This is a genomic window from Pandoraea sp. (assembly GCF_041919235.1).
In the GTDB taxonomy this organism is placed as follows: domain Bacteria; phylum Pseudomonadota; class Gammaproteobacteria; order Burkholderiales; family Burkholderiaceae; genus Pandoraea.
In genome coordinates this window covers 74,383-97,402 of the sequence record NZ_JAYRUC010000014.1, presented here as the reverse complement: position 1 = coordinate 97,402, position 23,020 = coordinate 74,383, and the positions used below count along the sequence as shown (strand labels likewise).

Sequence of the window (23,020 nt, the reverse complement as noted above, 5' to 3'; positions counted from 1 at the left end):
GCTTCGCCGGAAGGAGAAGCCCCCATGACCCGCATCACCAGCAGCCGCCCGCGCATGGCGGCAAGCTACGCCCCCGGCACGGTGCGCGCTCGCCGCTGGCACGGCGATGGCGACGTGCGCGGCCACCTCCCGCCCTCGGGCTGGTCGGCCCGCGCCGACCTCACCGACATTCATCCCATCACGGGCCGCGCCTTGGCGCGCGCCGTGTGGTGGATCATCGAGACGAAGGAATAACCGTCGTCAGCACCGCGCCCAGGCCGTTCCGTCCTGGGCGCGGTGAACTTCAAAAATCCGGGCGCGGCGGTGGCCGCGCCCGGTGTTCAAGGCCAACAGCCCATCAGAACGTCGCCGCCTTCGCGCTGGCTCAGGCGGCGGCGTTGAAGGCATCGCTGTATTGCGCGACGCCTTCGGGCACTGGCCCGTGGAAGGCCAGTGCCACGAAATAGCCGGGCGGCCCGGCAGTTGCAGGCCCGGATGCGCTTGGAAGCCAAAGCGCGCGTAGTACGCGGGTTCGGCCAGCGCCTGTTGCATCAGACGCGAGCCGATGCCTTGTCCTTGCCTTGCAGGTATGACGGAGATCAGCCCCAGACCGTACCAATCTTTGACCTTGTGGCAGTGACTGTCGGTGATGATGACGGAGGATCCCTACTGTCTATCGCGGATCTGGTGGCCTATTGCAGAGGGCAGCAGGCTTAGACCATACGTCTTTGCGGACCACACAGATAGCCGGCCAGCATTTCGACGATGGCCTGCTCGACTTGCTGGGCGGGGCAAGGGGCGCCAGGCGGAGTGACCGCCGCATGGATCAGTGATTCCATGGTTCGCAGTACAACCCATGTCGCCAGTTCCAGGTCCTGCAGCACGACCTCGCTTTGGTGGTCTTCCAGCAACTGGCGAATGCGGTGCTGAATGCTTTGGTCAGCCGTGCTTTGCTCCGGCGGAGCATCGAAGAAAGGAAATTCCTTTTCCAGTACGCGATGCAACTCAGGGGCGACCTGGTGTGCCGCCAGCCACGCACGCACGATGGCCGCCAGTTTCCCTCTCAGGTCCAGTGGATGCGCGCTTGCCAGCACGGTCTCCATGGCTGCGTGCATTTCCACCGCATGCCGCTCATGGAGCGCCGTGATGAGCGAATCCTTGTTCGGGAAATACTGATAGACCGAACCCACGCTCACGCCAGCGCGCTCGGCCACCAGATTGGTGTTGGCTCCGGCATAGCCGCGCTCGGTCAAAACGCGAGCCGTTGCTTCAAGTATGGCGTCCACCAAGGCCCGAGAACGGCTCTGGCGGGGGACGCGGCGTGGCTGAGGCAAGGGTGGCATGGGGATCATCCGAACGCGAGTTTTCAACGTGAGCAATGACTCATATTATTCCATATGTCGAGCAAATGCTCATGTTTGGAGTTGTTGATGTCTTCTCGTTCTCACACGGGGGCGACCAAGGTGGCAAATCCGCCACCTGTCGCCAACGTCTTTCTCAAGTTGCTGCCGATCACACTGGCGGTGTTCGTCAGCTTTCTCACCATCGGCTTGCCGCTGCCGGTGCTTCCCCTGCATGTGTCCAGCACATTGGGCATGAGCACGCTGGTGGTGGGTGTGGTCATTGGCGCGCAGTTCGCCGCGGCCCTGCTCTCTCGCGCCTGGGCAGGCAACCTCTCCGACACGCGTGGGGCCAAACGGTCCGTGGTCACGGGCTTTCTGGTGGCGTCGGCGTCAGGTGTGGCCTACCTTGCGTCGCTGGCCTTCGTCTCGTCACCTGCCGCCTCGGTTGGGGTTCTGCTGTTGGGGCGGGTGCTGCTCGGCTGCGGCGAAAGCCTGATCGTCACCGGCTCCTTGAGTTGGGGGATCGGACTCGTGGGCCCGCAAAACGCAGGCAAGGTCATGGCATGGAATGGCATGGCGATGTACGGCGCCTACGCGGTGGGTGCGCCCATGGGTATCGCCATTCAAGGTGGATATGGCTTCGCCGGCATTTCAGTGGCTGCCGTCGTTCTTCCCCTGTTGGCATTGGCACTGATTGCCAACGTTCGGGCGACTGCCCCGACGGCTGTCCGCCGCACGCCTTTCTACAAGGTGCTGGGGATGGTGTGGCACCCGGGCTTGGGGCTGGCCTTGTGCAGCGTGGGCTTTGGGGTCATCACGGCGTTCATTGCCCTGTTGTTCGCTTCCCGAGACTGGGGCAACGCCTCACTGGCATTCACCGCCTTCGGCCTGGCGTTCATTGCCGCGCGCATCTTTTTCGGCCACTTGTCCGACAAGCTCGGCGGCGCCAGCGTGGCGCTGGTTTGTGTGCTGATCGAAGCCGTTGGGCAGTTGCTGATCTGGGGCGCCCAGAGCCCTACCGTTGCCTACGCCGGCGCTGCGCTGACGGGATTCGGTTACTCGCTGGCCTTTCCGGGATTTGGCGTGGAAGCCGTGCGCCGGGCGCCTCCACAAAGTCGGGGCTTGGCCATGGGGGCTTATGTGGCGTTTCTCGACATTGCCCTGGGCATCACCGGCCCGGTGCTGGGGGCCGTGGCAGGCGCATGGCACATTGAGGCCGTCTACCTTGCGGGCGCCGTTGCGGTCGCCCTGTCGGCTCTCGTTGCTTTGCAACTGCTGATTTCCGCACCCAAGGGAGGCCACCATGCCTGAAGTCATGCCAAGGCCTCGTACCGAAAGAGCAGTCGGAACCGTGCAGGCGGTTCGTTCGGTGACGCCCCATATGCAACGGATCACACTTGGAGGCTCTGAGGTTGCCGAATTTCTCAAAGTCGCGGGAGCCAACGAACCGGCAGCGTGGGTGAAAGTTTTTCTTCCCTCGGGTGACGGCCGGGCCTACACCATACAAAACATTGATTTCAATGCAGGAACACTGGATCTGGATTTCGTCCTGCACGGTGCAGGCGGCGACTCTGGCCCCGCAGTGGCGGCTTTCTGCTTCCCAGTGATGCGCGCTGGGTCATGTTCGCGGGGGATGCCACGGCGTTGCCTGGCATCCAGAGCATTGCACGCCGTTTGCCTTCTGGTATCAACGCCAAGGCGTATGTCGAGGTGCCGTCAGGGGATGACCGGCAGCCGATCGACAGCCCTGCCCGATTGCGGGTTCAGTGGATGAACGCCCAATCGGAACCCGGACTGACGCTATGTCAGTCGCTGTTGCACCGTCCTTTACCGACCGGTCCAGGCTACATCTGGATGGCAGGTGAATCCGCAGCCATAAAAAAGCTGAAACTTCACTACCTTCAAGACAGGGAGCTCCCGAGACACAGTGTTAGCGCCAAGGGATATTGGAAGGCTGGAGAGTCCGATCATCGTGATTCGTGAAGAATAAGGTGATACCGATAAAATTTCGCCACTTTCCCTGTTTCCCTGTCGTCGCAGAAGAGTTGTACTTCGCCCGTGCGACCGAAAGGTTGCACATCCAGCTTCAATCCCTCACGCCTGCGCGCCAGCGGCGCTGCGCTTACCTCTAGGGGATCGGCACAAGGCCCATCCCTGCCGCGCGAGCTTGGCACCCCTCGATACCGCCGGATCGGCCAGGCCAGCGCTCCGCTGCAATGGACAGGGCTGGCAAACACGCTGGTGCTTGCTGCGGCAGGTTGTGCGAATGCGTGCCGTCCTCAACGCTGGCGGTTCTCGCCCATCACGTCACGAAGGACGGTTCACGGACATCCCGCCCGGCATCGCTATGGAGCTTCCACGCCACGCCTCAAGACCGGCGCCGCAAGGTGCGGCCGGGGCGTTCTCGCTTGTCGTCGGATGGTTGACCTGGCCCGCGTCAGTGGGCGAGCCGGTGCAGCCTTCGTGCGGGGATGCCGAGCCAGCCCTGTCTCCTTTCGGAGCGGTTCGGCCCAATGCGTCCTTGTCTCGTTGTGAATCCTGGCGGGGGCGCGGCTGCGCCTCGGGCTTCATTGCTGCAACCGTCCAGCGAAAACAATTTCCCCTGCGCTGCGCGCATTCCTCGCGGGACAAATTCTTTTCGCCTCCCGGCTCTCCACTGCGTTGCGACCGCAAGCGGTGCAGCCAGCCCGTCCCCCGCCGGCCGGATCACAACAAGGACGCGATGGGCGCGAACCTTGTTCAACCGAACGGAGAAAACATCATGGCCAACATCGGCACCTTCACCGCAGACAAAGACGGCTTCGCCGGCACGCTTCGCACCCTGACGCTCAACGTCAAGGTCAAGTTGGTTCCCAACGACAAGGGGGACAACGAGAAGGCCCCGGACTTCCGCCTGCAGGCCGCCAGTCACGACATCGGCGCGGCGTGGAAGAAGACCAGCGAGGCCGGGCGGGAGTACATCTCCGTGACCCTCGACGATCCTTCGTTCCCGGCCACGGTCTACGCCCGCCTGATCGAAGGCGAGAACGGCACGCACGACCTGATCTGGTCGCGCAGCAAGCCCTAGGCGGCGTGACCGCCGCAGCGCCCCGCCCACGTGGCGGGGCGCAGTGCTGCTTGGATCGGCATACAGGAAGGCTTGGCTTTCCCAGCTTCGTGATGGTGGTGGCCGGGCAGCATCACAATGACCTCGGGTTGCCAAGGCGGATATAGGGCGATTCGGCGCACTGCGCCGACCGGGCTTTGCGGGCTGCGCCCCATGCCGACTTCGCCGTCATGGCCATTCGGCTTCAATCCCTATCGCAGCTTCGCGCCGGTGGCGCTGCGCGCTGCGCTTGCCTCCAGGGGAAAGCCCTGCGGCCTATCCCCGCCGCGCGATGCTCGGCGCCCCTGAAGTCCCCGAACCGGCTGCGCCGGATCGGTGGCCCAGCGCCTACGGCTGGGCCGCTGCTGCGAGCTGGCTCTCAGCCTCGCTCATCAGCACTGCCGTGCTGCATTCGAGCGCACTGGCGATCTTGAAGATGATCGCCAGCGTGGGCATGTGTTCGCCGCGCTCAACCTTACCCATGTGCGAACGCTCAATGCCGGCGAGGTTCGCCAGCGATTCCTGCGCGATGCCACGCTCCGTCCGCAGCGCACGCACCGCCGCGCCGAAGGCTTGCGCCAACTCGGCATCGTAGGTGGTGGTGCCGGCCGGTCGGCCGCGCTGGATGGATCGCTTCTGCATAGACAGAAGCGTCAATTCGCAGCACAATTAAAACCACGTTATCTTTAACTCATTCATGCTTTTGGCCCTTTTTCGTGCTTTTACGGAAATCCGCTTCTGCGGATTCCGGTGGAACCGGAAAACCGCCAACGTGCCTTTGCAGATTTCTACAATTGAGCTTTTGCGCTTTCGTGTTTCCACGGCTTTCGTGGAAACGCAAAACCGACATGCCATGTTGGAACAGGAGCACCCCGATGAAGGCTCCCCTCGTAACCGAGGAGCAGCGCGCCACGCTGCTGGAGAACGGGCAGCGGGTCGCCGCCGGTGAACCTCACGACCCGTTGCCGGTCGTGCGGCTATTCACTCCCGACGCCCACGCGATCTGGCTGCTGGCATCGCTCGATCCTGCCGACGGCGATACAGCTTGGGGCGTCATGGACGTGGGCATCGGTATGCCCGAGCTGGGTCACATCAAGCTGTCCGACCTGGCCTCCATCGTCGGCCCGAGCAAGCAGCCCGTAGCGCGGGATTTGTACTTCCAGGCGGCGCGCCCGCTGTCGGAATACCTGCGGCTGGCGCAGGAAAACGGCTCTATCGTCGATTGAGCTATTCGCGCTCAAGCCGGGCGCATTAAGGCTATTTCGGTCTTGCTCCAGACCCGCAAAGTCTGAATCCGCACTCTTGCACCGAAATAGTGCCCTCATGCGAAAAATAGCCACGATCCTTCGCGGGAGTTGCGGCACGGTATTCCGTGCCGCATGACATTTCTAAGTCGGGCGGCCGTCGCATTCGGACGGATTTCGCAACACGCCGGAGCCAATTAGCCTTGACACCAACAGATACAGCTTAACCGGATTTCTACCTTGATTTAAGGCTCCTGCATGTCTGACGCCGTGGCGACGTTCCTGCTATTCGACGGGAGCTTCGGTCATGGTCAATCCTCATCATGTCGCGCACTGGTATCCCACTGCGGCCTACCTCTACATCCTGTGGTTGGACGTGCTGGCACTGGCTTGGGAGTACCTGCGCCGCCATCCTGACTACCGGCTTGACTGGATGCGCCGTGCGCGCCGCCCCAATGCTGCGCATCGCTGGGGATTGCGCCTGCTGGAAGACCCAGCCTTGGATGCGCGTGATGCGCATGCGGCCTGGCTCCCCGGCCATGCTGCCGTGGTGCAGCTCCACCCTGATACCGATCCGCCACCTGACGCTGTGGCCTTCGACTTCTGGAACATCCCCGGCCACAAGCACCTGCTCCACGATGGCCAGCGACTGGCGCTGATCGCGCGCAGTGCCGGCCATTGCCAGCGCTATGCGCTGGCGCCCGGACTGGAAGACGGCATGGCTGTCGCCTACGCCCATCGCGGTGGCGCCGCCGCGCCTGCGCTCGGTCACGCGCCCAGCACCGCGCGAACCAGGCCCAGGCCGACGCCTGCTGCGCTGCTGGAACTGCACACCCTGCAGGCGCTCGACGCGACCCTGGCGGGCGCGTCCTTGCGCGACGTGGCCGAAGGCTTGTTCGGAGTGGACGCCGCGGCCGGTTGGTACAGCGACGGCGGCCTGCGCTCCAAGGTGCGCCGCCTGGTACGGCGCGGCGATGCGTTGATGCGCGGCGGCTATCGCCGCCTAGCACAACTACCGCTGCTTGAGAAGGGTCGTTTTGAAGAGAGCGCAAAACGACCCTGAGCAAGAGGGCTTCGTTTTCTGAGACTGCCTCCATCCGGTTGCGCTGTGCGGCCGGAGCTTTGAAAGCTATGGAGGCTCTCATCATGCGTCCCGCTCCCTTGCGGCCTGCCGCCGCTCCTGCCACTACCGCTGCGCAGCCGCAGCGTTACCTCACCAACGACGAAGCCGCCGACTACCTGCGTCTGTCGCCGCGCACGCTGGAGAAGCAGCGCGTGCTGGGTGGCGGCCCCAAGTTCCGCAAGTTCGGCCGACGCGTCATGTACGCCGTGGCCGACCTCGATGCCTGGGCTGCGGATCGCAGCTTCGAGAGCACGTCCGATCCCGAGTATGCCGAGCAGCACTCGGCGGACAGCCGTGCGCGCTGATCGCTTGCGCGCGGGTGGCCTTCGCCATGTCCAGCCCTGCGCTGCCGTCCCGGCAGCGGCTCGTGCCAGAGCGCGAACAGCTCGACCTGTTCCGCGCCCTGCCGGGCGACATGGCGCCGCGCGACAGTCAGGACTTGATGGCCTTTCCGTTCTTCTCGCTGGCGAAGTCGCGGCGCGTCGCGCCGATCGACTTCCGGGCCAGCGGCATCACGATCCGCGTGGAGGGCACGCAGGAGCACGGCATCGCCACGATTTGGGATGCGGACATCCTGATCTGGGCGGCCAGTCAGATCGTGGAAGCGCGCGATGCGGGCTTGCGCCCGTCGCGGCTGATGCAGGCCACGCCTTACGAGATCCTGCGCTTCATCGGGCGCGGTACGTCGCTGCGCGACTACCAGCGCCTCAAAGCGGCCTTGGATCGCCTGCAATCCACCACGGTGGCCACGTCCATCCGGGAAACCACGGGAAGACGGCTGCACCGCTTCTCGTGGATCAACGAATGGAAGGAACTGGCCGATGCCAAGGGCACGCCCTTGGGGCTGGAGCTGATCCTGCCGGACTGGTTTTACGCGGGCGTCATGGATGCCGCCCTGGTACTGACCATCGACCCGGCGTATTTCCGGCTCACGGGCGGGATCGAGCGATGGCTGTACCGGCTGGTGCGCAAGCACGGCGGGCGCCAACCGGGCGGCTGGCAATTCGATTTCCGGCACCTGTATCGGAAATCGGGCAGCGCCACGCGCTTCTCGGACTTCGCCTACGACCTGCGCACGCTGGTCGCGCGGCAGTCGATGCCCGGCTACGTCCTGGGCATCGAGCGAATGCCGGACAACGGCGCCGAGCTGCTGACCTTTCGGCCCGTGCCGTTCACGGCACGGGGATAAACGGTGCGCAGCTTGTGGACGGGCTCGTGCTATCAGGAGTACGGAGTATCGTGCTATCGGGAGTACGGCTATCGTGCTATCAGGAGTACGAATCGCCAGAAAACCCAATAACGGCGCGGGTCTACGGCCCCTCTAACTTCCCTAACTTAAATCATCTAACTGATAGTAGAAGCGCCGCACGCCGGTGGAAAACCGCCGAGCGGCACCACGCACAGCAGCAACAGCCGGGCTTTCCAACGTGGAGGGCCAGGCCATGATCGTCGCGCTGCTCAACCAGAAAGGCGGCGTGGGCAAGACCACGCTCGCCACCCACATCGCCGGTGAGCTGGCGATGCGCGGCCAGCACGTCGTGCTGCTGGACGCCGACCCGCAGGGTTCATCGCTGGACTGGACACAGCGCAGAAGCCAGCAAGGCTTGCCACGACTGTTCAGCGCCGTGGGCCTTGCACGCGAAACGCTGCACCAAGAAGCGCCAGAACTCGCCAGGCGGGCCGATCACGTTGTCATCGACGGCCCGCCGCGCATCGCCGCCTTGGCACGCTCCGCGCTGCTGGCGGCCGAGCGCGTGCTGATCCCCGTGCAACCCAGCCCCTATGACCTGTGGGCCAGCGCCGAGATGGTGGCACTGATCCGCGAGGCGCAGGTATTCCGGCCTGCGCTGCGCGCGGCCTTCGTCATCAACCGGCGCGTGAGCACCACTGTGATCGGACGCGAAGCGCGCCAGGCGCTCGCCGACCAGCCGCTTCCTGCGCTGCGCTCGGAAGTGCATCAACGCATCGTGTTCGCCGACAGCGTGGCCGCTGGCCGGCTCGCCCGCGAGACGGCGCCCGATAGCGCCGCCGCGCGCGAAATCACTGCGCTGGTGGATGAACTGCTGCGGTGGACGCCATGACCGCGAAGCCGCCACCGAACAGCAAGCGCACGGCAAAGCGCGTCGGCATCGGCGCGCGTCCGCCGGCGAATCCGCACGCCGAGGCGTGGATTCGCCAGGGCGATGCCGATGCGCTGGGTAAGGGCGACCTCTACACGGCCCGCCTGACCCTCGACATCACGCCCGCAATGCGGGCGCGCATCAAGGTGTCGGCCTTCACGCAGGGCGTGACCGTGGCCGAGCTGTTGCGCGGTCTGCTGGAGCGGGAATTTCCCGAGCACCGCAGGGAGAACGCACCATGACTGCATTTGCTTCGCCTGCCTCCGCGCCTGCCGCCATCGCGGCTACGGCTGCGCTCGCAGCGCCTTCCAGCCAGTCCGCCAGCACGCCGCTGACGCGCGTGGCGCTGGCCTACATCGAATCGCGCTTCAAGCTCTACCTGCGCTTCGGCGAACCCGCGCGCACACTCCAACTCGACCGCTGGCGGCGTAGCGCCGTGTTCCTACCGGGCACGATGTTCTGCCGCATCCGCTGGCACGCCAATGACTACGGCACCGTGCGCTGGCAGCTCATGGTGATGCAGGCCGCCACGCCGCTGGACGACGTGCAGCGCATCCCCGGCGTGCGGCCCGGCGCACGCCTGCTGCTGCACGCCGAAGGTGAGAACGCGGTGCGTGCCGTGCTGGAACGCATCGACAGCATCGACGCGCTGGGTATCGCGCCCGCTGCCGCTTCGCCCGCGTACTGGCGCACGCTTGCCAACCGGCTCGCTGCGCGCCTGCCGCTGCCCGAATACAGCGCCGAGCGGCACGCCGCCTGGCTGGCCGGGAGGGCGCTGCCATGACCGCCGTTTTCACTTCCGGCACCGGGCCGCGTCCTCGCTCGCCCCGCGCACATTTGCGCGCTCGCCTCGTACTGGCGGGCCTTTCCGCCTGCGGCCTCGCTGCGCTGGCCTGGGCGTCCTTCGTGCATCCGCTGCCGCGCCTGACCTACAACCCGTCCGATAGCGTGGCTGTCGGCTGGTATCGCGTCGATCCGCTCGACCATCGCGCCAGCTCACCGCCACGTCCGCTGTCCGTGGGCAGCATCGTGCTGGTGCCGCTGCCCGCCGAGGCTGCCGCCCTCGCTGCGCAGCGCGGCTACCTGCCGACGCGCATCCCGCTGCTCAAGCGCGTGGGCGCGGTCGCACCGCAGGAGGTTTGCATCATTGGGGGCAGCGTCCGCATCGACGGCGTGCCTTCGGCCGCCGTGCTATCTGCCGACCGCTGGGGCCGGCCGCTGCCATCCTGGCAGCAGTGCCGCCGCCTTCGGCCCGGCGAGCTGTTTCTGCTCAGTGTCACCAATCCGGCGTCGTTCGACAGCCGCTACTTCGGACCGGTCAGTGCAGCGGCCGTGATCGGCGTTGCGCATCCGGTCTGGCTGGAGTCGCGCCCATGATGGCCGCCGACTCGCTGCACGTTGCCTTGCATCTCGTCGTGCCATCGAGCATGTCGTGCTGCTGTCCGTCGCCGTGTCGTCGCGCGTGCAGTGCGAGCGCATCCGCGCCGCACTTCGCGCTGCCTTCGGCGCAGCAATCCAACGTGCAGGCGTCTTGCCTCGAACGCGCCCGGCCTGTGGCCGTGTTCGCGTTCGCCGGCGCGCTGGCTGCTCGTGCAGCAGCGCCACCGGGCCGCCGCTGCCCGGAGCGCCAGCGAGGGGCAAAGGCGGAAGGCAAGATTGAAGGGCGCGGCACCACGGCGCGCGCAAAGCCAGTCTGCACGTGGGTTGGGGGCGGCACTCGCCACAAGGTGGCTTCGTGCCGCCAGCAGCCCCAAGGCCTTGCGGGCATTGGGAATACCGTGTGCCGCATGCGCTCGGGCGCGATGGGCTTGGTGGGGACTGCATCATGAGCCAGCGCGGAAATCCCGGTGACGATGACCGTTTTCGCGTGCGGCCCAGCAAGCCCAGGCAGCGCGGCGACACCTTCATTGCCCAGGTGCTGCGCCAGACGAGCAAGGCCGCTGGCGTCTCTGGCCGGGGGCGCAAGACCACCGGCAAGCCCCCCGGTTCGCGCCTGGGGCGCGGTCATGTCGCAGCCCGCTTCACGGGCCAGTCGTTGACGGCGCTTTCTCGCCGGGCCACGGTCAAGGTGCGGCTGGTGTATTTGCAGCAGGCCAGCGGCCGCTCCACCGTGCAGCACCTGCGCTACATCGAGCGCGAAGGCGTGGACCGCCAGGGTGGACAGGGCCGTGCCTATGGCGCCATCACCGACGAGGCGGACACGGCCGCCTTCGAGGAGCGTGGCAAGGGCGACCGCCACCAGTTCCGCTTCATCGTCTCGCCCGAGGATGCGGAGCAGCTCGAAGACCTGCGCACCTACACCCGGCACCTGATGCAGCGCATGGAGGCCGACCTGGGCACCCGCCTGGATTGGGTGGCGGTCGATCACTGGAATACCGACAACCCGCACACCCATGTCGTGCTGTGCGGCAAGGACGACACTGGCAAGGATCTCATCATTTCGCAGGAGTACATCACCCGCGGCATGCGCGAGCGGGCGATGGAACTGGCCACCGAATGGCTGGGGCCGCGCACCGAGCTGGAGATCCAGCGCACCCTAGCCCGCGAAGTGGAACAGGAGCGGTGGACGAGCCTGGATCGCACCCTCCAGCGCGAGGCGGTGGACGGCCTGGTGAAGGTCGAGCGCTTCAACGAACCCAAACTGCAACGCCAGCGTCTGCTGCTGGTCGGGCGCTTGCAGCGGCTTCAACGCATGGGGCTTGCCACGCAGACCCAGCCCGGCACTTGGGCCGTGCATGCCGATGCCGAGAAAACCTTGCGGGCCATGGGAGAACGTGGCGACATCATCCGCACCATGCAGCGCGCGATGGGCGGCAAGCAGCGTGACCTGGCCGTGTTCCAACCGGGCGAGGATGGACACTCCATCATCGGCCGCGTGGCGGGCAAAGGACTGGCCGACGAACTGTACGACCGGGGCTATCTGGTGGTCGATGGCATCGACGGCAAGGCCCACTATGTGGCGCTGCCGCCCAGGACGGAACTGGAGCAGTACCCCATGAGCGCAGTGGTCGAGGTGAAAGGCTCCGCCGAGGTGCGCGCAGCGGACAAGACCATCACCGCGCTGGCGACCAATGGGCTGTACCGCACCGACCATCACTTGGCCATTGCACAAGGCCAGGCCAAGGATGGCCGCGACCCGCATGAAGTGGTTGCGGCCCATGTCCGCCGCCTTGAAGCCCTGCGCCGAGCGGGCATCGTGGAGCGCGTCGCTGAGGGACTATGGAAGGTGCCCGGTGACTTGCCTGAGCGTGGCCGCCAGTACGACGCGCAGCGCCTGGGCGGCGTGGCCGTGGAGCTGAAATCGCACCTGCCCATCGAGCGGCAGGCCCGCGTGATCGGTGCCACCTGGCTGGATCAGCAGTTGATCGGCGGCGGCTCCGGTCTGGGTGACCTGGGCTTTGGCGGCGAGGCCAAGCAGGCGCTACAGCAGCGCGCCGATTTCCTGGCCGAACAGGGACTGGCCGAGCGGCGCGGCCAGCGCGTGATCCTGGCGCGCAATCTGCTGGGCGCGTTGCGCAATCGGGAAGTGGCGCAGGCCGCGAAGGACATTGCCGCTGATACGGGCTTGGAGCATCGTCCGGTAGCTGAGGGGCAGCGCGTGGCGGGTATCTACCGCCGCAGCCTCATGCTGGCCAGCGGGCGCTACGCGATGCTGGATGACGGTATGGGGTTCAGCCTGGTGCCGTGGAAGCCGGTCATCGAACAACGACTCGGCATGCTGATTTCTGCACAGATACATGGTGGCACTGTATCCTGGCAAATCCGACGCCAGTTGGGTTTATCCATTACCTGACGCCAACGGCAATTGAACTCCACCAACTGGATGCGTCTACAACCGATCAGCGTCCGGTAAACTGAGGCACTCGCTTTGCGACGAACGCGTGGACCGCTTCCAGCGAATCCGTGGTTTTCGAGGCCCGATTCATTTCGGCCGCCTCTAACCTCAATGAGGTCACCAGACCGCTCTCGAAGGCAGCAAGTTGCAGGCGCTTGGCGCCCGCATAACCATGCGTAGGACCGGTCGAGAATTGCACCGTCATGCGCTGCGCTTCGTCCAGCAGGCTCTCGCCCGGAACTACTTTCTCGACCAATCCCCAGGCCAAGGCTTCATCCGAACCGACCACGCGGTTGGTCAGGATCATGTCGCGTGCGCGTCGTCCGCCCACTGCGCGCGGCAGGAGCCAGCTGATGCCGAAATCCCCCGCGTATCCAAGGCCGGTGTGGGCCGCCACGAATTTCGTCCCACTTGCGGCAATCAGGTAGTCAGAGGCCAATGCTAGTCCGAGGCCGCCTCCAGCGACCGCGCCTTGTACGGCGCAGACCACCGGGAATGGCAGGCTGGCGAATTGAGGAATCATGCGTTCGACCACCCTCAATTCGTCATCGACCAAGGTAGACAACGCTTCGCCTGCTGCCGCCATTTCGTCGATGTCGCCGCCGCAACTGAACATCCGGCCCTCGCCGCGCAGCAGCAAAGCGCGAATCGAGCCGTCACGTTCGACGTCTGCAATGACGCCAGCTAGCACGTTGACGACAGACGTGCTCAGCGCATTCTTTTTCTGAGGCGCATTGAGTGTGATGGTCGCAACAGCACCATGCTTTTCGAGAATGACAGAATTTTCGGACATGACGCTTCCTGATGGGCCAAGATTTCAGGCGTCAGCGCGGCGCCATGCGAATAGCGCCATCCACCCGAATGGACTCGGCGTTCATGTAGCCGCAGGTGACGAGAAACTCGACGGCCTGCGCGAATTCATCGGGATCGCCCAAACGCTTGGGAAAGGGCACGCTGGCCGCCAGCGCCTGCTTGACGTTGTCCGGCAGGCCCAGCAGCAATGGTGTTCCGAAGATCCCCGGCATGATGGTGTTGACCCGGATCCCTTCGTCCATCATGTCGCGCGCAATCGGCAAGGCCATGCCCACGATGGCAGCCTTACTGGCAGCATAGCTGGCCTGGCCAACCTGGCCATCCTGTGCGGCGGCCGACGCAGTGTTGACGATGGCGCCGCGGTCGCCATCGGCCAGCGGCGCGAGCGTCAACATGCCCGCGGCTGACTTGGCGATGCAGCGGAAGGTGCCCACTAGGTTGATCTGAATGATGCGATTGAAACGATCTGTTGGGCATGGGCGGATTTCGCCGGTTTTCTTGTCGCGGCTGACCGTCTTGACGGCATCGGCAGTACCGGCGCAGTTGACCAGAATGCGTTCCTGTCCAATGGCCGCGCGGGCCTTGGCGAAGGCGGCGTCCACTTGCTCCTCGGACGTCACGTCCACGTTGCAGTAAACACCGTCAAGTTCGCTGGCCAACGCCTGGCCGATGGCTTCGTTCATGTCAAAGATGGCGACTTTGACACCATGGCTGGCCAAGCGCCTGGCCGTGGCAGCTCCTAGGCCGGAAGCGCCCCCGGTGATGACGGCGGAGATGTCGGAATTGAGTTGCATGATTTTTGCTCGATGGATGAGAGACAGGCGCTATTGGCCCGTGAAGTGGGGGAGGCGCTTGCCGAGGAATGCGGCTTGCCCCTCCAGGTTGTCGGCCGAATGCAAAGCGACGAGGAAATTACGCTTCTCATGCTCCAGGCCTTGCGCGAGCGGAGTTTCAAAGCTGGCCAGTGCCGCATCTTTCGCCAGTGCCACGGCCAGCGGCGAATTGGATGCAATCCGGTTGGCCATCGCCAACGCCGTCGGCAGGGCCTGGCCGTCAGCCGTCACCTCGGCGACCATGCCCGCATCGCAGGCTTTGCGGGCGTCGATGAAATCGCCGGTCAGCAGCAGGGCCATAGCCTTGGACTTGCCGATGGCATGGATCAGACGCTGGGTGCCCCCGGCCCCGGGAATGGCGCCCAGCTTGACTTCAGGCACGCCGAACTTGGTGGACTCGCCAGCGATAGCAATGTCACAGGCCAACGCCAGTTCCGTGCCGCCGCCCAGCGCGAGCTTTTCCACGGCTGCGATGACGGGCTTAGGGAAGCGCTCCAGTTCCGCCCAGAAGTGGCCACCTGCCGCCGCACGGTCGCCCAGCAGCGGTTCGGCGCGCAGAGAGTCGAAGGCCGTGATGTCGGCCCCTGCACAAAACACGCCCTCGGCGCCGGTGATGATGACCGCGCGTACGGCATCGTCGTCGCGCAGTTGCACGAGCTGTGCACGCAGGCCATCGAATACTGCGCGGTTCAAGCTGTTCTTCGCGCGCGGGCGGTTGATGATCAAGGTGACGATGGCGCCTTCGCGGCTGACGAGCACTTCGCTGGCTTCGCTCATGGTGGCCTCGTTCATGCCAGGCGCTCGATGATGGTGGTGTTGGCCGTGCCCGAAGCCTCGCAGATGGTCTGCAAGCCATAGCGGCCGCCTCGGCGCTCCAGCTCGCACAGCAGGTCGGTGAGCATGCGCGCGCCAGTGGAGCCCAGCGGATGGCCGATGGCCACCGAGCCGCCATTGACGTTGAGGCGGTCGTCCGGAATGCCGAATTCCTGCTGGAACATCAGCGGCACGCCGCCGAATGCCTCATTGACTTCAAACAGGTCGATGTCGGCCGGGGTCAGCCCCGATTCCTTCAACGCCTTGCGGGTGGCATCGAGCACAGCAGTGAACTGGATGACAGGGTCGGCTGCCGCCACTGCGGTGCTGACGAAGCGCGCACGCGGCTTCAGGCCGTGCTGCTGGGCGTAGGCGCGGCTGGCGATCAGCAGCGCGGCGGCGCCGTCGCTGATCTGCGAGGAGTTAGCAGCCGTTGTAGCGCCGTCTGCGGCAAACACGGGCTTAAGCGTAGCCATCTTCTCGGGGTTGGGGTCGGCGCGCATGCCCTCGTCGGCGGTGACGAGCGGGCTGTCTGGGTCGGTCGGATCCTCATGCAGCCGCACGAGTTGGTCTTGGACACGACCAGCCCGCGAAGCCTCAATGGCGCGCCGATGGCTGCGCACGGCGAAGGCGTCCAGCGCCTCGCGCGTGAGGCCGAAGCGCTTGTTCATCAACTCCGACGAAGCGCCTTGCGGTATCAGCGGGTTGCCCTGGTAGCGCGCCAGCTCACGCGGGCTGTATTGCGCGCCGAGCGGCGCGCCGGGCTTGAATGACGGCGGCATGGGCGCCTGCGACATCGACTCTACCCCGGCGCCGATGGCCAGTTGGTAGGCGCCCGCTTGAATACCGTGCACGACAAAGCTCACCGCCTGCTGGCCGGAGCCGCATTGCCGGTCGACCGTCACCGCCGGGACGGATTCTGGCAGCCCCGCCGCCAGCACGGCATGCCGGCCCAGATTGCCGTGCTGCTGGTCCCACTGCAGCACGCAACCGACGATCACATCGTCCAGATCGGCGGGGTTGATGCCGGAGCGCTCGACCAGCTGACGCAGCGTCTCACCCAGCAGATCAACGGGGTGCCATTTCTGCAAGCGCCCGCCGCGCTTGCCCACGGGGGTGCGCAGCGCACCGACGATGACGGGTTCATGGTCATTCATGTTGTTTTCCTGTAGCAAAAGGTTGGCTCACTCGGCGTAGCGGTCCGCATGCTCAACGCGTATGCGCTTCTTGTCGAGCTTGCCGACGCTGGTCTTGGGGATGGCTTCGACGAACAGAACCTGGTCCGGCAACTGCCACTTGGCGAACGCGCTGCTCAGGTGTTCCTGCAGTTGTTCCTGGGTCGCCTGCTGACCGGGCTTCAGCACCACCAGGGCCAGCGGCCGTTCCTGCCACTTAGCATGCGGAATGCCGACCACTGCGGCGTCACGCACAGCCGGATGGCCCATGAGCAGGTTCTCCATGTCAATGGATGAGATCCATTCACCGCCGCTCTTGATCACGTCCTTGATGCGGTCGGTAACCTTGAGGTAGCCGTTCTCGTCCACCGTGCCGACATCGCCCGAGCGCCACCAGCCGCCCTCCAGGAAGCGGTCGCCTGAATCCGGCATGTCGTGATAGCTGGTCGTGATCCAGGGGCCGCGCAGGCAGATCTCGCCAGCCGACTGTCCGTCGTGCGGGAGGTCCTGGTCGTCTGCATCGAGAATGCGGATGTCCACCCCGGTAAGGATCAGGCCCTGCTTGCGCTTGAGGTTCCACTGCTCGTCCTGGGTCAGGCGCTTCTTGAGCGTGGACTTGAGGCGGTTGACCGCCACCAGCGTCGTGGCTTCGGTGGCGCCGTAGCCGTGCACCACCTCGGCACCCGTCAGTTCGTAAAAGCCGATCATCATCGACAGAGGTGGCTCGGTGGCGCCGGACAGCATGCGCATGCGGCTGAAGTCCGGCTTGACCGGCAACGTCTCGATGTACTGCAGCATAGGCTGGAAGATGGCCGGTGCGCCGTTGGTGATGGTCACGCCCTCGGCGATCATGGTGTCGACCAATGGCTTGGTGTCCTCGGCGGCGTAGCGGCCCGGCAGCACGATCTTGTCGCCCAGCAGCGTGGCCGCCTGCGGCAGGCCCCAGCACTGCCCGTGGAACATGGGCGTGATGAGCATGACGCAGTCGTCCAGCGTCATGCCCATGTTGGTGGCCATGCCCGTGGAATGCAGGTAGATTCCGCGGTGCGAGTAGTACACGCCCTTGGGCTTGCCCGTGGTGCCGGTGGTGTAGCAGGCGCTGTAAGCCGAGGTTTCGTCGATCTCGGGCCAGTCGATCTTGGCGTCGGCGGCGGCCAGCAGGTCTTCGTAGTGCAGCAGCGGCGCCAGCGTGGTCTTGACCTGGTCCAGCGGCTTTTCGGTCATAACGATCCAGCCCTTGATCTGGGGCGAGTTCGCTGCGACGGATTCGGCAATAGGCAGCAATGATTCGTCCACGCAAACGTAGGACACGTCGCTATGGCCGACAACGTAGCCCAGGTCCTCGGGGCCCAGGCGCAGGTTCATCTGCAGCATGACCGCGCCCAGGCCGGGGATGGACCAGTACAGCTCGAAGTGGCGCCGGCTGTTCCAGTCCAGGACGCCGACCCGGTCGCCCGGCTCGACGCCGAGCGCGCGCAGCGCATTGGCGCTGCGGCAGACGCGTGCGTAGCAGTCGGCATAGGTGTAGCGGTCCCAGCCGCCGCCGGGTGTGCGATACACGATCTCCTGATCCCCATGGGTGCGTGCAGCGTGGCGGATCAGCGTCGTGGTGTTCAGTTGGCGCTCGTTGCCCGTGGTGGACGGGCAGCCGCGGACAGGCTTGGTGGGCTGGACGGTTTCGGTCATGTGCTTGTCTCCTAGGTAGTTGTGTCGAGTGCCTGGAACCGTGGGGCCGGGGCCGCTTCGATGGCGCCGGAGGGGGTGATCTGGTAGATGCCCCGTGCCGCGTTATGCGGATGCTGCACCGACTCGGCGAGGCTGAGCACGGGTGCAAAGCAAGCGTCGCTGCCTTCGAGCAGCGCGCACCAGTGCGCTCGGGGCTGGCTGCGGATGAGGGCTGCGATGCGCTCTTTCAGCGCCGGCCACGTTGCCGTGTCGTACTGGTCGGCAGGCTCCACGTCCGCCAGGCCCAGCTTCGACAGCAGCAAGGCGTAGAAAGGCGGCTCGATCGCGCCGAGGCTGATGAAGCCGCCGTCGGCGCAGGCGTACACGTCATAAAACGGCGAATCGTGAAACGGACTCGGCTGCGCGCCATCGATCTGCCCATTGGCGCGAATCCAGTGCACCAGGGTGCCCAGCATTGCCACGATGTCAACGATGGCGGCGTCCACGACCCGGCCGCGGCCGGTGGCGCGCGCATCGACCAGCGCGCAGGCGACGCCGAAAGCCATGCCCAGCGCCCCGGCCGCGTCCCCGAGTACCGTGGGCGGAACGATGGGCGCTTGCCCTTTGTGTGCCGACAGCGACAGCAGGCCGGTCAGCGCGACGTAGTTCATGTCGTGTCCGGCGGCCTGGGCGAGCGGGCCGTCCTGGCCCCAGCCCGTCATGCGGCCGTAGACCAGCCTGGGGTTGCGCGCCGCACACTCGGCGGGGCCGAAGCCCAACCGTTCCATCACACCGGGGCGAAAGCCTTCGATCAAGGCGTCTGCCTGAGCGATCAGGTCCAGGGCACGCGCCTTGCCTTCGGGCGACTTCAGGTCGATGACCTCGACCGTCTTGCCGCGGCGCAGCGGGTTCTCCACCGCCCCGCCCAGCCGCCGCGCCGCAGCGGCCTGCTCGGCGCGTGTCAGCGTAATCACCTCGGCGCCCATGTCAGCTAGCATCCTGGCGGCCAGCGGGCCTGGCCCTATGCCCTCGAACTCCACCACGCGGACGCCGTGCAGCGGCATCTGCAGCGTATGCAACGTGTGCGACATGTTCACAGCTTCCTCGAAACCAGGTCTTTCAGGACCTCGTTGGCGCCGCCATAGATCTTCTGCACTCGCGAAGCGGCATACATCCGCGCGATCGGGTACTCGGCCATGTAGCCGTAGCCGCCGAACAATTGGAGGCATTCGTCCACCACGCGGCACTGCTGCTCGGTGCACCACCACTTGGCCATATAGGCGGCCTCGTTATCCAGCGTGCCGTCCAACAGGCGCTGGGTGCAGTCGTTGACGAAGCTGCGCACCACATGCGCGGTAGTGGCCACCTCAGCCAGTTTCTGGCGCGTGAGCTGCATATCGAAGAGGGGCGCACCGAAGGCCTTGCGCTGCTTCGTGTACTCCACCGTGACGGCCAGTGCCTGCTCGATAGTGGCGGCCGCCGGCACGGCAATGAGCATGCGCTCGTAGGGCAACGCGCCCATCAACTGCCCGAAGCCCTTGCCTTCGACCTCGCCCAGCAGTTGGTCGGCTGGCACGCGCACGCCGTCGAAGAACAACTCCGCCGTGTCCGATGCCTGCATGCCGATCTTCTCCAGTAGTCGGCCAACGCGAAAGCCGGGCAGATTCTCGGTTTCCAGCACAAACAGCGACACCCCCTTGCTGCCCGCGCCGCTGGTGCGCGCCGCGACGATCAGCAGGTTGCCAGTGAAGCCGTTGGTGATGAAGGTTTTGGCGCCGTCGATCACGTAGTGGTCTCCGTCACGGCGGGCCCGGGTGGAAATGGCCTTTAGATCCGAGCCGCAACCCGGCTCGGTCATCGCGATGGCGGCCAGCATCTCGCCGTTCGTCACCTTGGGCAGCCAGCGCTGCTTTTGCGCTTCCGTGCCGAAGTCCAGGATGTAGTGCGAAGCGATGGTGTGCACCGCGATATTGACTGGCATCTCGGCCTTGGCTAGCTCGTCCTGCACCACCAACTGGTAGGCAAGGCTGGCGCCGGCGCCTCCATAGGTCTCGGGCATCTCGGGCAGCAGAAAGCTCATCTCGCCGAATGGACGCCAGACCTCGCGCGGGATGTAGCCCTGACGGCGCCATTCATCGAGCCGGGGCGTGAATTCGGCGGCAACGTAGCGGCGCACCTGCTCGCGAAATGCGTCGATCTCGCCGTCCATCCAGGCGTGGCGATAAAGCTGTGGCAACATGAGAGCGTCTCCTTATATGTTGGCTTCTGTCCCCGCATCGGACGTTCCGCGCAGTGCCACTGCCGAAATGTTTTGGGGATGACACAATCGTAGTAATTGGCCCCTGCAAGGGCGATGGCGGATTACCTCAATCAACTGACAATTAACTTCTTTCGGCCTATGCGACCGGCGTTGGCCCCTTAGAATCACACGCCATGCTGGAACCCGTCTTAACCGCTCCCATCTTTGCCGTGCATGGCCTGCTGGACGGTGCGCGCGGCAAGGGGCTGGCCACGCCAGAATGGCTGGTAGGTGTGCTGGGGCGCGCGGGCATCAGTGAATCGCTGCTGGAGTTGGAGGAGTCGCGCGTGACCGTGGAGCAGTTCAACGCGCTGTTCATCGCCGTCAAGGACAGCCTGAACGACGAGTGCCTGGGCTACCTGCATGGGCGGCCGATGCGCCCGGGCAGCTTCGCACTGATGGTGCGCAGTGCGTTCACTGCCCACTCATTGTCGTTCGCCCTGCGCCGCCTGGGTGAATCCTTTGCTTTGCTGCAGGACGATGTGGCGCTAGTCCCCGTGACTGAGGGCAGGCTGACGGGTGTCGCGCTCGATATGCGTGGCGGCCCGGGCGCGCATGCCGACTTCCTGCACGCACATCTGCTGCGCGTGTTCTGGCGACTGCTGGTATGGCTGCACGGCGGCCGACTGGTGCCGCAGCGCTTCGACTTCAACTTTGCGCCGCCACCTCACGCGCAGAACTACCAACGCATCTTTTCCGGCACGTTGTGCTTTGGGCAGCCGCGCACGGCCGCCTGGTTCGACGCCGATGCCTTCAAACAGCCGGTGCGGCGCGATCGGGACGCGCTGCAGTCCTTCCTGCGCGCCACGCCAGGCAACGTGGTGGGGCCGTACCTGAACGAGCGCAGCGCCAGCGCGCGGGTCCGCATGGTGCTGCAGCGGGCCAGTCCCGAATGGCCTGATCTGGCCATCACTGCGCAGCGCCTGCACATGTCGGTGAGTGCGTTGCAGAGGCACTTGGCCTCCGAGGGCACTTCTTTCCAGGCGCTAAAGGACCAACTGCGGCGCGACATGGCGATCGTACGCCTGACCAGCAGCGAAGCCTCGCTCGCCGCCATCGCCGCTGACCTGGGCTTCACCGACAGCACCGCCTTCCAACGCGCCTTCAAGGTCTGGACCGGCAGCGCGCCGGGAGCCTACCGTGCCCGCTCGCGCACCAAGCAGTACCTTACATAGAGGTATCCGACCAATTTCAGCTTGGCCGCCGAGGAGATCGGCGCCTTCATGGCTACCGGGGCCGTGGCCTGCTTCGGGCGAGGCTCTTGTGCGCTCAAGAGACTGTTGACCGCCGTTGGGGGTTGCACCGACGGCAGCGCAGTGACTGGCTGCGCCAGGACGCAGACGTTTTCCGTCAGCCTATCGAGGTCATTCGTCATTGTCACTTGTCAGTGCTGACCTTAAGCTAAAAATGAACTCGCACAGCATAAGAGTGATGGCTGTGCACCATTGAAGCGGCATTGCCAGAATGTAAACCAAGCATCATGACCGACGCAGCCCCGGCACTCTCGTATCCGTTCTCTCATCTCCCGCTGCCTGGTCAAGCCATTGAAATCAAGCCAGGTGTGCTGTGGCTACGCATGCCGCTGCCGTTTTCCCTGGATCACATCAACCTCTGGGTATTGAGCGATGGTTCTGGTTGGGCGGTCGTGGACACCGGAATTCGTAGCGTGGACGTAATGAACGCATGGTTCGCCTTGTTCGCTCCTCAGGGGCCGCTAGCAGGCCGTCCTGTCTCCCGTGTAATGGCGACGCACATGCACCCGGATCACGTGGGCATGGCGGGATGGTTGACACGTCGCTTCGAATGCGCGCTGTGGATGACACGAGACGAGTATTTAAGCTGTCGGGTGATGCTTGCCGATTCAGGGCGGGAAGCGCCAGTCGATGGTGTTCGCTTCTACCGGAGAGCCGGATGGAGCGACACCGAGGTCGATGAGTATCGCACTCGGTTTGGTGACTTCGGCAAAATGATTCATCCTTTGCCTGACAGCTTTGTACGGCTCACGGATGGTCAGATGTTGCGGATCGGGAATCAGGAATGGGAGGTCATTGTTGGCACAGGACATTCTCCCGAGCACGCGTGCTTTTACTCGCGCGAACTGGATTTGCTGATATCGGGAGATCAGGTTCTTCCCAGGATCAGTTCCAATACCTCCGTGTACGCCACCGAGCCGCATGCTAATCCTTTGCAGGGCTGGCTCGACTCCATCGACCGATTGCTGCAACGCGTACCTGGGAGCGTCTTGGTTCTGCCTGCCCACAACGAACCTTTCTATGGCCTGCACCTACGGTTGGAGCAACTACGTGCGAGCGCCGTGAAAGGCACAGACCGTGTCAGGCAACAACTTGCGCAGCCTTTAAGGGTCATCGACCTAGTTCGCGTCTTGTACCGTTCGTCCACTGTTGCGGAGCAAATGCACCTCAACCTCGCGACCGGAGAGACACTCGCCCACCTGAACTATCTCGACCAGCGTGGGGAAATCGTGTCTGCAGAGGATGAAGACGGCGCCATGCGCTATCGGCTCGCCTGATGCGCTAATTTGCCCTCAAGGATGTAGAAGCAACCCAATCAAGCCCAGTCATTGACTGGGTTCTTTGTGGGGGGGTGTTTCGAGAGCAATGGGTATTTGCACCAGCGCGCCGTGTATGGCCTTCGGTCCTTTGAACACCTTGTTTGCGAACTGAATCGCACCG

The 23,020-nt window shown here is 64.8% G+C and carries 25 protein-coding genes and 1 pseudogene; 16 read left to right on the top strand and 10 right to left on the bottom strand.

The features are described from left to right. Positions 1-24: 24 nt before the first annotated feature. Complete coding sequence (locus ACE3UG_RS13110; RefSeq protein ID WP_034201282.1) at positions 25-234, top strand: hypothetical protein; 210 nt, start codon at positions 25-27, stop codon at positions 232-234. A gap of 130 nt (positions 235-364) precedes the next feature. Here ACE3UG_RS13110 and ACE3UG_RS13105 read toward each other — a convergent pair. Together ACE3UG_RS13105 and ACE3UG_RS13100 are read right to left on the bottom strand one after the other, a co-directional pair. Next, positions 365-642 (bottom strand): annotated as a pseudogene (locus ACE3UG_RS13105) (GNAT family N-acetyltransferase); the annotation flags it as partial. A 50-nt stretch (positions 643-692) separates the two neighbouring features. After that, positions 693-1,232, bottom strand: coding sequence for a TetR/AcrR family transcriptional regulator (locus ACE3UG_RS13100; protein WP_374624576.1), 540 nt, complete (start codon positions 1,230-1,232; stop codon positions 693-695). Between the two features lie 177 nt (positions 1,233-1,409). On the opposite strand from ACE3UG_RS13100, the gene ACE3UG_RS13095 reads away from it, so the two are divergent. The 4 genes from ACE3UG_RS13095 (at position 1,410) to ACE3UG_RS13080 (ending at position 4,389) form a co-directional block, all read left to right on the top strand. After that, positions 1,410-2,633, top strand: coding sequence for an arabinose transporter (locus ACE3UG_RS13095; RefSeq protein WP_034201897.1), 1,224 nt, complete (start codon positions 1,410-1,412; stop codon positions 2,631-2,633). Further along, on the top strand, positions 2,626-3,096 hold the full coding sequence (locus ACE3UG_RS13090; protein WP_319001737.1) for a siderophore-interacting protein: 471 nt from the start codon (positions 2,626-2,628) through the stop codon (positions 3,094-3,096). Before ACE3UG_RS13095 ends, ACE3UG_RS13090 begins: the two co-directional genes overlap by 8 nt. Next, positions 2,985-3,305: a siderophore-interacting protein gene (locus ACE3UG_RS13085; RefSeq protein WP_226145693.1), complete on the top strand. Its 321-nt coding sequence runs from the start codon at positions 2,985-2,987 to the stop codon at positions 3,303-3,305. The genes ACE3UG_RS13090 and ACE3UG_RS13085 overlap by 112 nt, the downstream gene beginning before the upstream one ends. Positions 3,306-4,083: 778 nt before the next feature. Beyond that, positions 4,084-4,389 carry a DUF736 domain-containing protein gene (locus ACE3UG_RS13080; RefSeq protein ID WP_034201280.1) on the top strand — a complete coding sequence of 102 codons (306 nt, stop codon included), beginning with the start codon at positions 4,084-4,086 and terminating at the stop codon, positions 4,387-4,389. 366 nt (positions 4,390-4,755) lie between these two features. Here the strand turns inward: ACE3UG_RS13080 and ACE3UG_RS13075 are convergent, their stop codons facing one another. Continuing rightward, entirely contained in the window at positions 4,756-5,049 is a 294-nt protein-coding gene (locus ACE3UG_RS13075) for a helix-turn-helix domain-containing protein (protein WP_034201896.1), read from the bottom strand. A 233-nt stretch (positions 5,050-5,282) separates the two neighbouring features. On the opposite strand from ACE3UG_RS13075, the gene ACE3UG_RS13070 reads away from it, so the two are divergent. From ACE3UG_RS13070 to ACE3UG_RS13030, 9 genes are all read left to right on the top strand, one after another. Next, positions 5,283-5,633, top strand: coding sequence for a DUF2958 domain-containing protein (locus ACE3UG_RS13070; protein ID WP_034201279.1), 351 nt, complete (start codon positions 5,283-5,285; stop codon positions 5,631-5,633). A gap of 325 nt (positions 5,634-5,958) precedes the next feature. Then, positions 5,959-6,714, top strand: coding sequence for a DUF2285 domain-containing protein (locus ACE3UG_RS13065; RefSeq protein ID WP_034201278.1), 756 nt, complete (start codon positions 5,959-5,961; stop codon positions 6,712-6,714). 83 nt (positions 6,715-6,797) lie between these two features. Further along, positions 6,798-7,079 carry an AlpA family transcriptional regulator gene (locus ACE3UG_RS13060; RefSeq protein WP_034201895.1) on the top strand — a complete coding sequence of 94 codons (282 nt, stop codon included), beginning with the start codon at positions 6,798-6,800 and terminating at the stop codon, positions 7,077-7,079. Positions 7,080-7,105: 26 nt separating this feature from the next. Beyond that, positions 7,106-7,963 (top strand): replication initiator protein A, encoded by an 858-nt coding sequence (locus tag ACE3UG_RS13055; protein WP_034201277.1) that lies wholly within the window; start codon positions 7,106-7,108, stop codon positions 7,961-7,963. Positions 7,964-8,216: 253 nt separating this feature from the next. Then, positions 8,217-8,855, top strand: a complete 639-nt coding sequence (gene parA, locus ACE3UG_RS13050; RefSeq protein WP_034201276.1) for a ParA family partition ATPase — start codon at positions 8,217-8,219, stop codon at positions 8,853-8,855. Then, entirely contained in the window at positions 8,852-9,136 is a 285-nt protein-coding gene (locus tag ACE3UG_RS13045) for a hypothetical protein (RefSeq protein ID WP_034201275.1), read from the top strand. The genes parA and ACE3UG_RS13045 overlap by 4 nt, the downstream gene beginning before the upstream one ends. Continuing rightward, entirely contained in the window at positions 9,133-9,678 is a 546-nt protein-coding gene (locus tag ACE3UG_RS13040; RefSeq protein ID WP_034201274.1) for a DUF2840 domain-containing protein, read from the top strand. Before ACE3UG_RS13045 ends, ACE3UG_RS13040 begins: the two co-directional genes overlap by 4 nt. Then, positions 9,675-10,271, top strand: coding sequence for a S26 family signal peptidase (locus ACE3UG_RS13035; RefSeq protein WP_034201273.1), 597 nt, complete (start codon positions 9,675-9,677; stop codon positions 10,269-10,271). Before ACE3UG_RS13040 ends, ACE3UG_RS13035 begins: the two co-directional genes overlap by 4 nt. A 448-nt stretch (positions 10,272-10,719) precedes the next feature. Continuing rightward, positions 10,720-12,687 carry a relaxase/mobilization nuclease and DUF3363 domain-containing protein gene (locus ACE3UG_RS13030; protein WP_008642578.1) on the top strand — a complete coding sequence of 656 codons (1,968 nt, stop codon included), beginning with the start codon at positions 10,720-10,722 and terminating at the stop codon, positions 12,685-12,687. 46 nt (positions 12,688-12,733) lie between these two features. Here the strand turns inward: ACE3UG_RS13030 and ACE3UG_RS13025 are convergent, their stop codons facing one another. Genes ACE3UG_RS13025 through ACE3UG_RS12995 form a run of 7 tightly spaced genes read right to left on the bottom strand, consistent with a single transcriptional unit; the run spans position 12,734 to position 20,267 of the window. After that, complete coding sequence (locus tag ACE3UG_RS13025) at positions 12,734-13,522, bottom strand: enoyl-CoA hydratase/isomerase family protein (protein ID WP_008642579.1); 789 nt, start codon at positions 13,520-13,522, stop codon at positions 12,734-12,736. Positions 13,523-13,553: 31 nt separating this feature from the next. Beyond that, positions 13,554-14,336 carry an SDR family oxidoreductase gene (locus ACE3UG_RS13020; protein ID WP_008642580.1) on the bottom strand — a complete coding sequence of 261 codons (783 nt, stop codon included), beginning with the start codon at positions 14,334-14,336 and terminating at the stop codon, positions 13,554-13,556. Positions 14,337-14,366: 30 nt separating this feature from the next. Next, positions 14,367-15,167: an enoyl-CoA hydratase/isomerase family protein gene (locus ACE3UG_RS13015; RefSeq protein ID WP_008642581.1), complete on the bottom strand. Its 801-nt coding sequence runs from the start codon at positions 15,165-15,167 to the stop codon at positions 14,367-14,369. Next, positions 15,164-16,345 (bottom strand): thiolase family protein, encoded by a 1,182-nt coding sequence (locus tag ACE3UG_RS13010; RefSeq protein ID WP_008642583.1) that lies wholly within the window; start codon positions 16,343-16,345, stop codon positions 15,164-15,166. Before ACE3UG_RS13010 ends, ACE3UG_RS13015 begins: the two co-directional genes overlap by 4 nt. A 27-nt stretch (positions 16,346-16,372) precedes the next feature. Beyond that, positions 16,373-18,049, bottom strand: coding sequence for a long-chain-fatty-acid--CoA ligase (locus ACE3UG_RS13005; protein ID WP_008642585.1), 1,677 nt, complete (start codon positions 18,047-18,049; stop codon positions 16,373-16,375). Positions 18,050-18,060: 11 nt separating this feature from the next. Next, positions 18,061-19,119, bottom strand: a complete 1,059-nt coding sequence (locus tag ACE3UG_RS13000) for a CaiB/BaiF CoA-transferase family protein (protein WP_008642587.1) — start codon at positions 19,117-19,119, stop codon at positions 18,061-18,063. Positions 19,120-19,121: 2 nt separating this feature from the next. Further along, complete coding sequence (locus ACE3UG_RS12995; RefSeq protein WP_008642589.1) at positions 19,122-20,267, bottom strand: acyl-CoA dehydrogenase family protein; 1,146 nt, start codon at positions 20,265-20,267, stop codon at positions 19,122-19,124. Positions 20,268-20,461: 194 nt separating this feature from the next. Between ACE3UG_RS12995 and ACE3UG_RS12990 the strand changes: the two genes are divergently transcribed. After that, complete coding sequence (locus tag ACE3UG_RS12990; RefSeq protein ID WP_034201272.1) at positions 20,462-21,502, top strand: AraC family transcriptional regulator; 1,041 nt, start codon at positions 20,462-20,464, stop codon at positions 21,500-21,502. Between the two features lie 305 nt (positions 21,503-21,807). After that, positions 21,808-22,857 (top strand): MBL fold metallo-hydrolase, encoded by a 1,050-nt coding sequence (locus ACE3UG_RS12985; RefSeq protein ID WP_021025934.1) that lies wholly within the window; start codon positions 21,808-21,810, stop codon positions 22,855-22,857. The last annotated feature ends 163 nt before the right edge of the window (positions 22,858-23,020 follow it).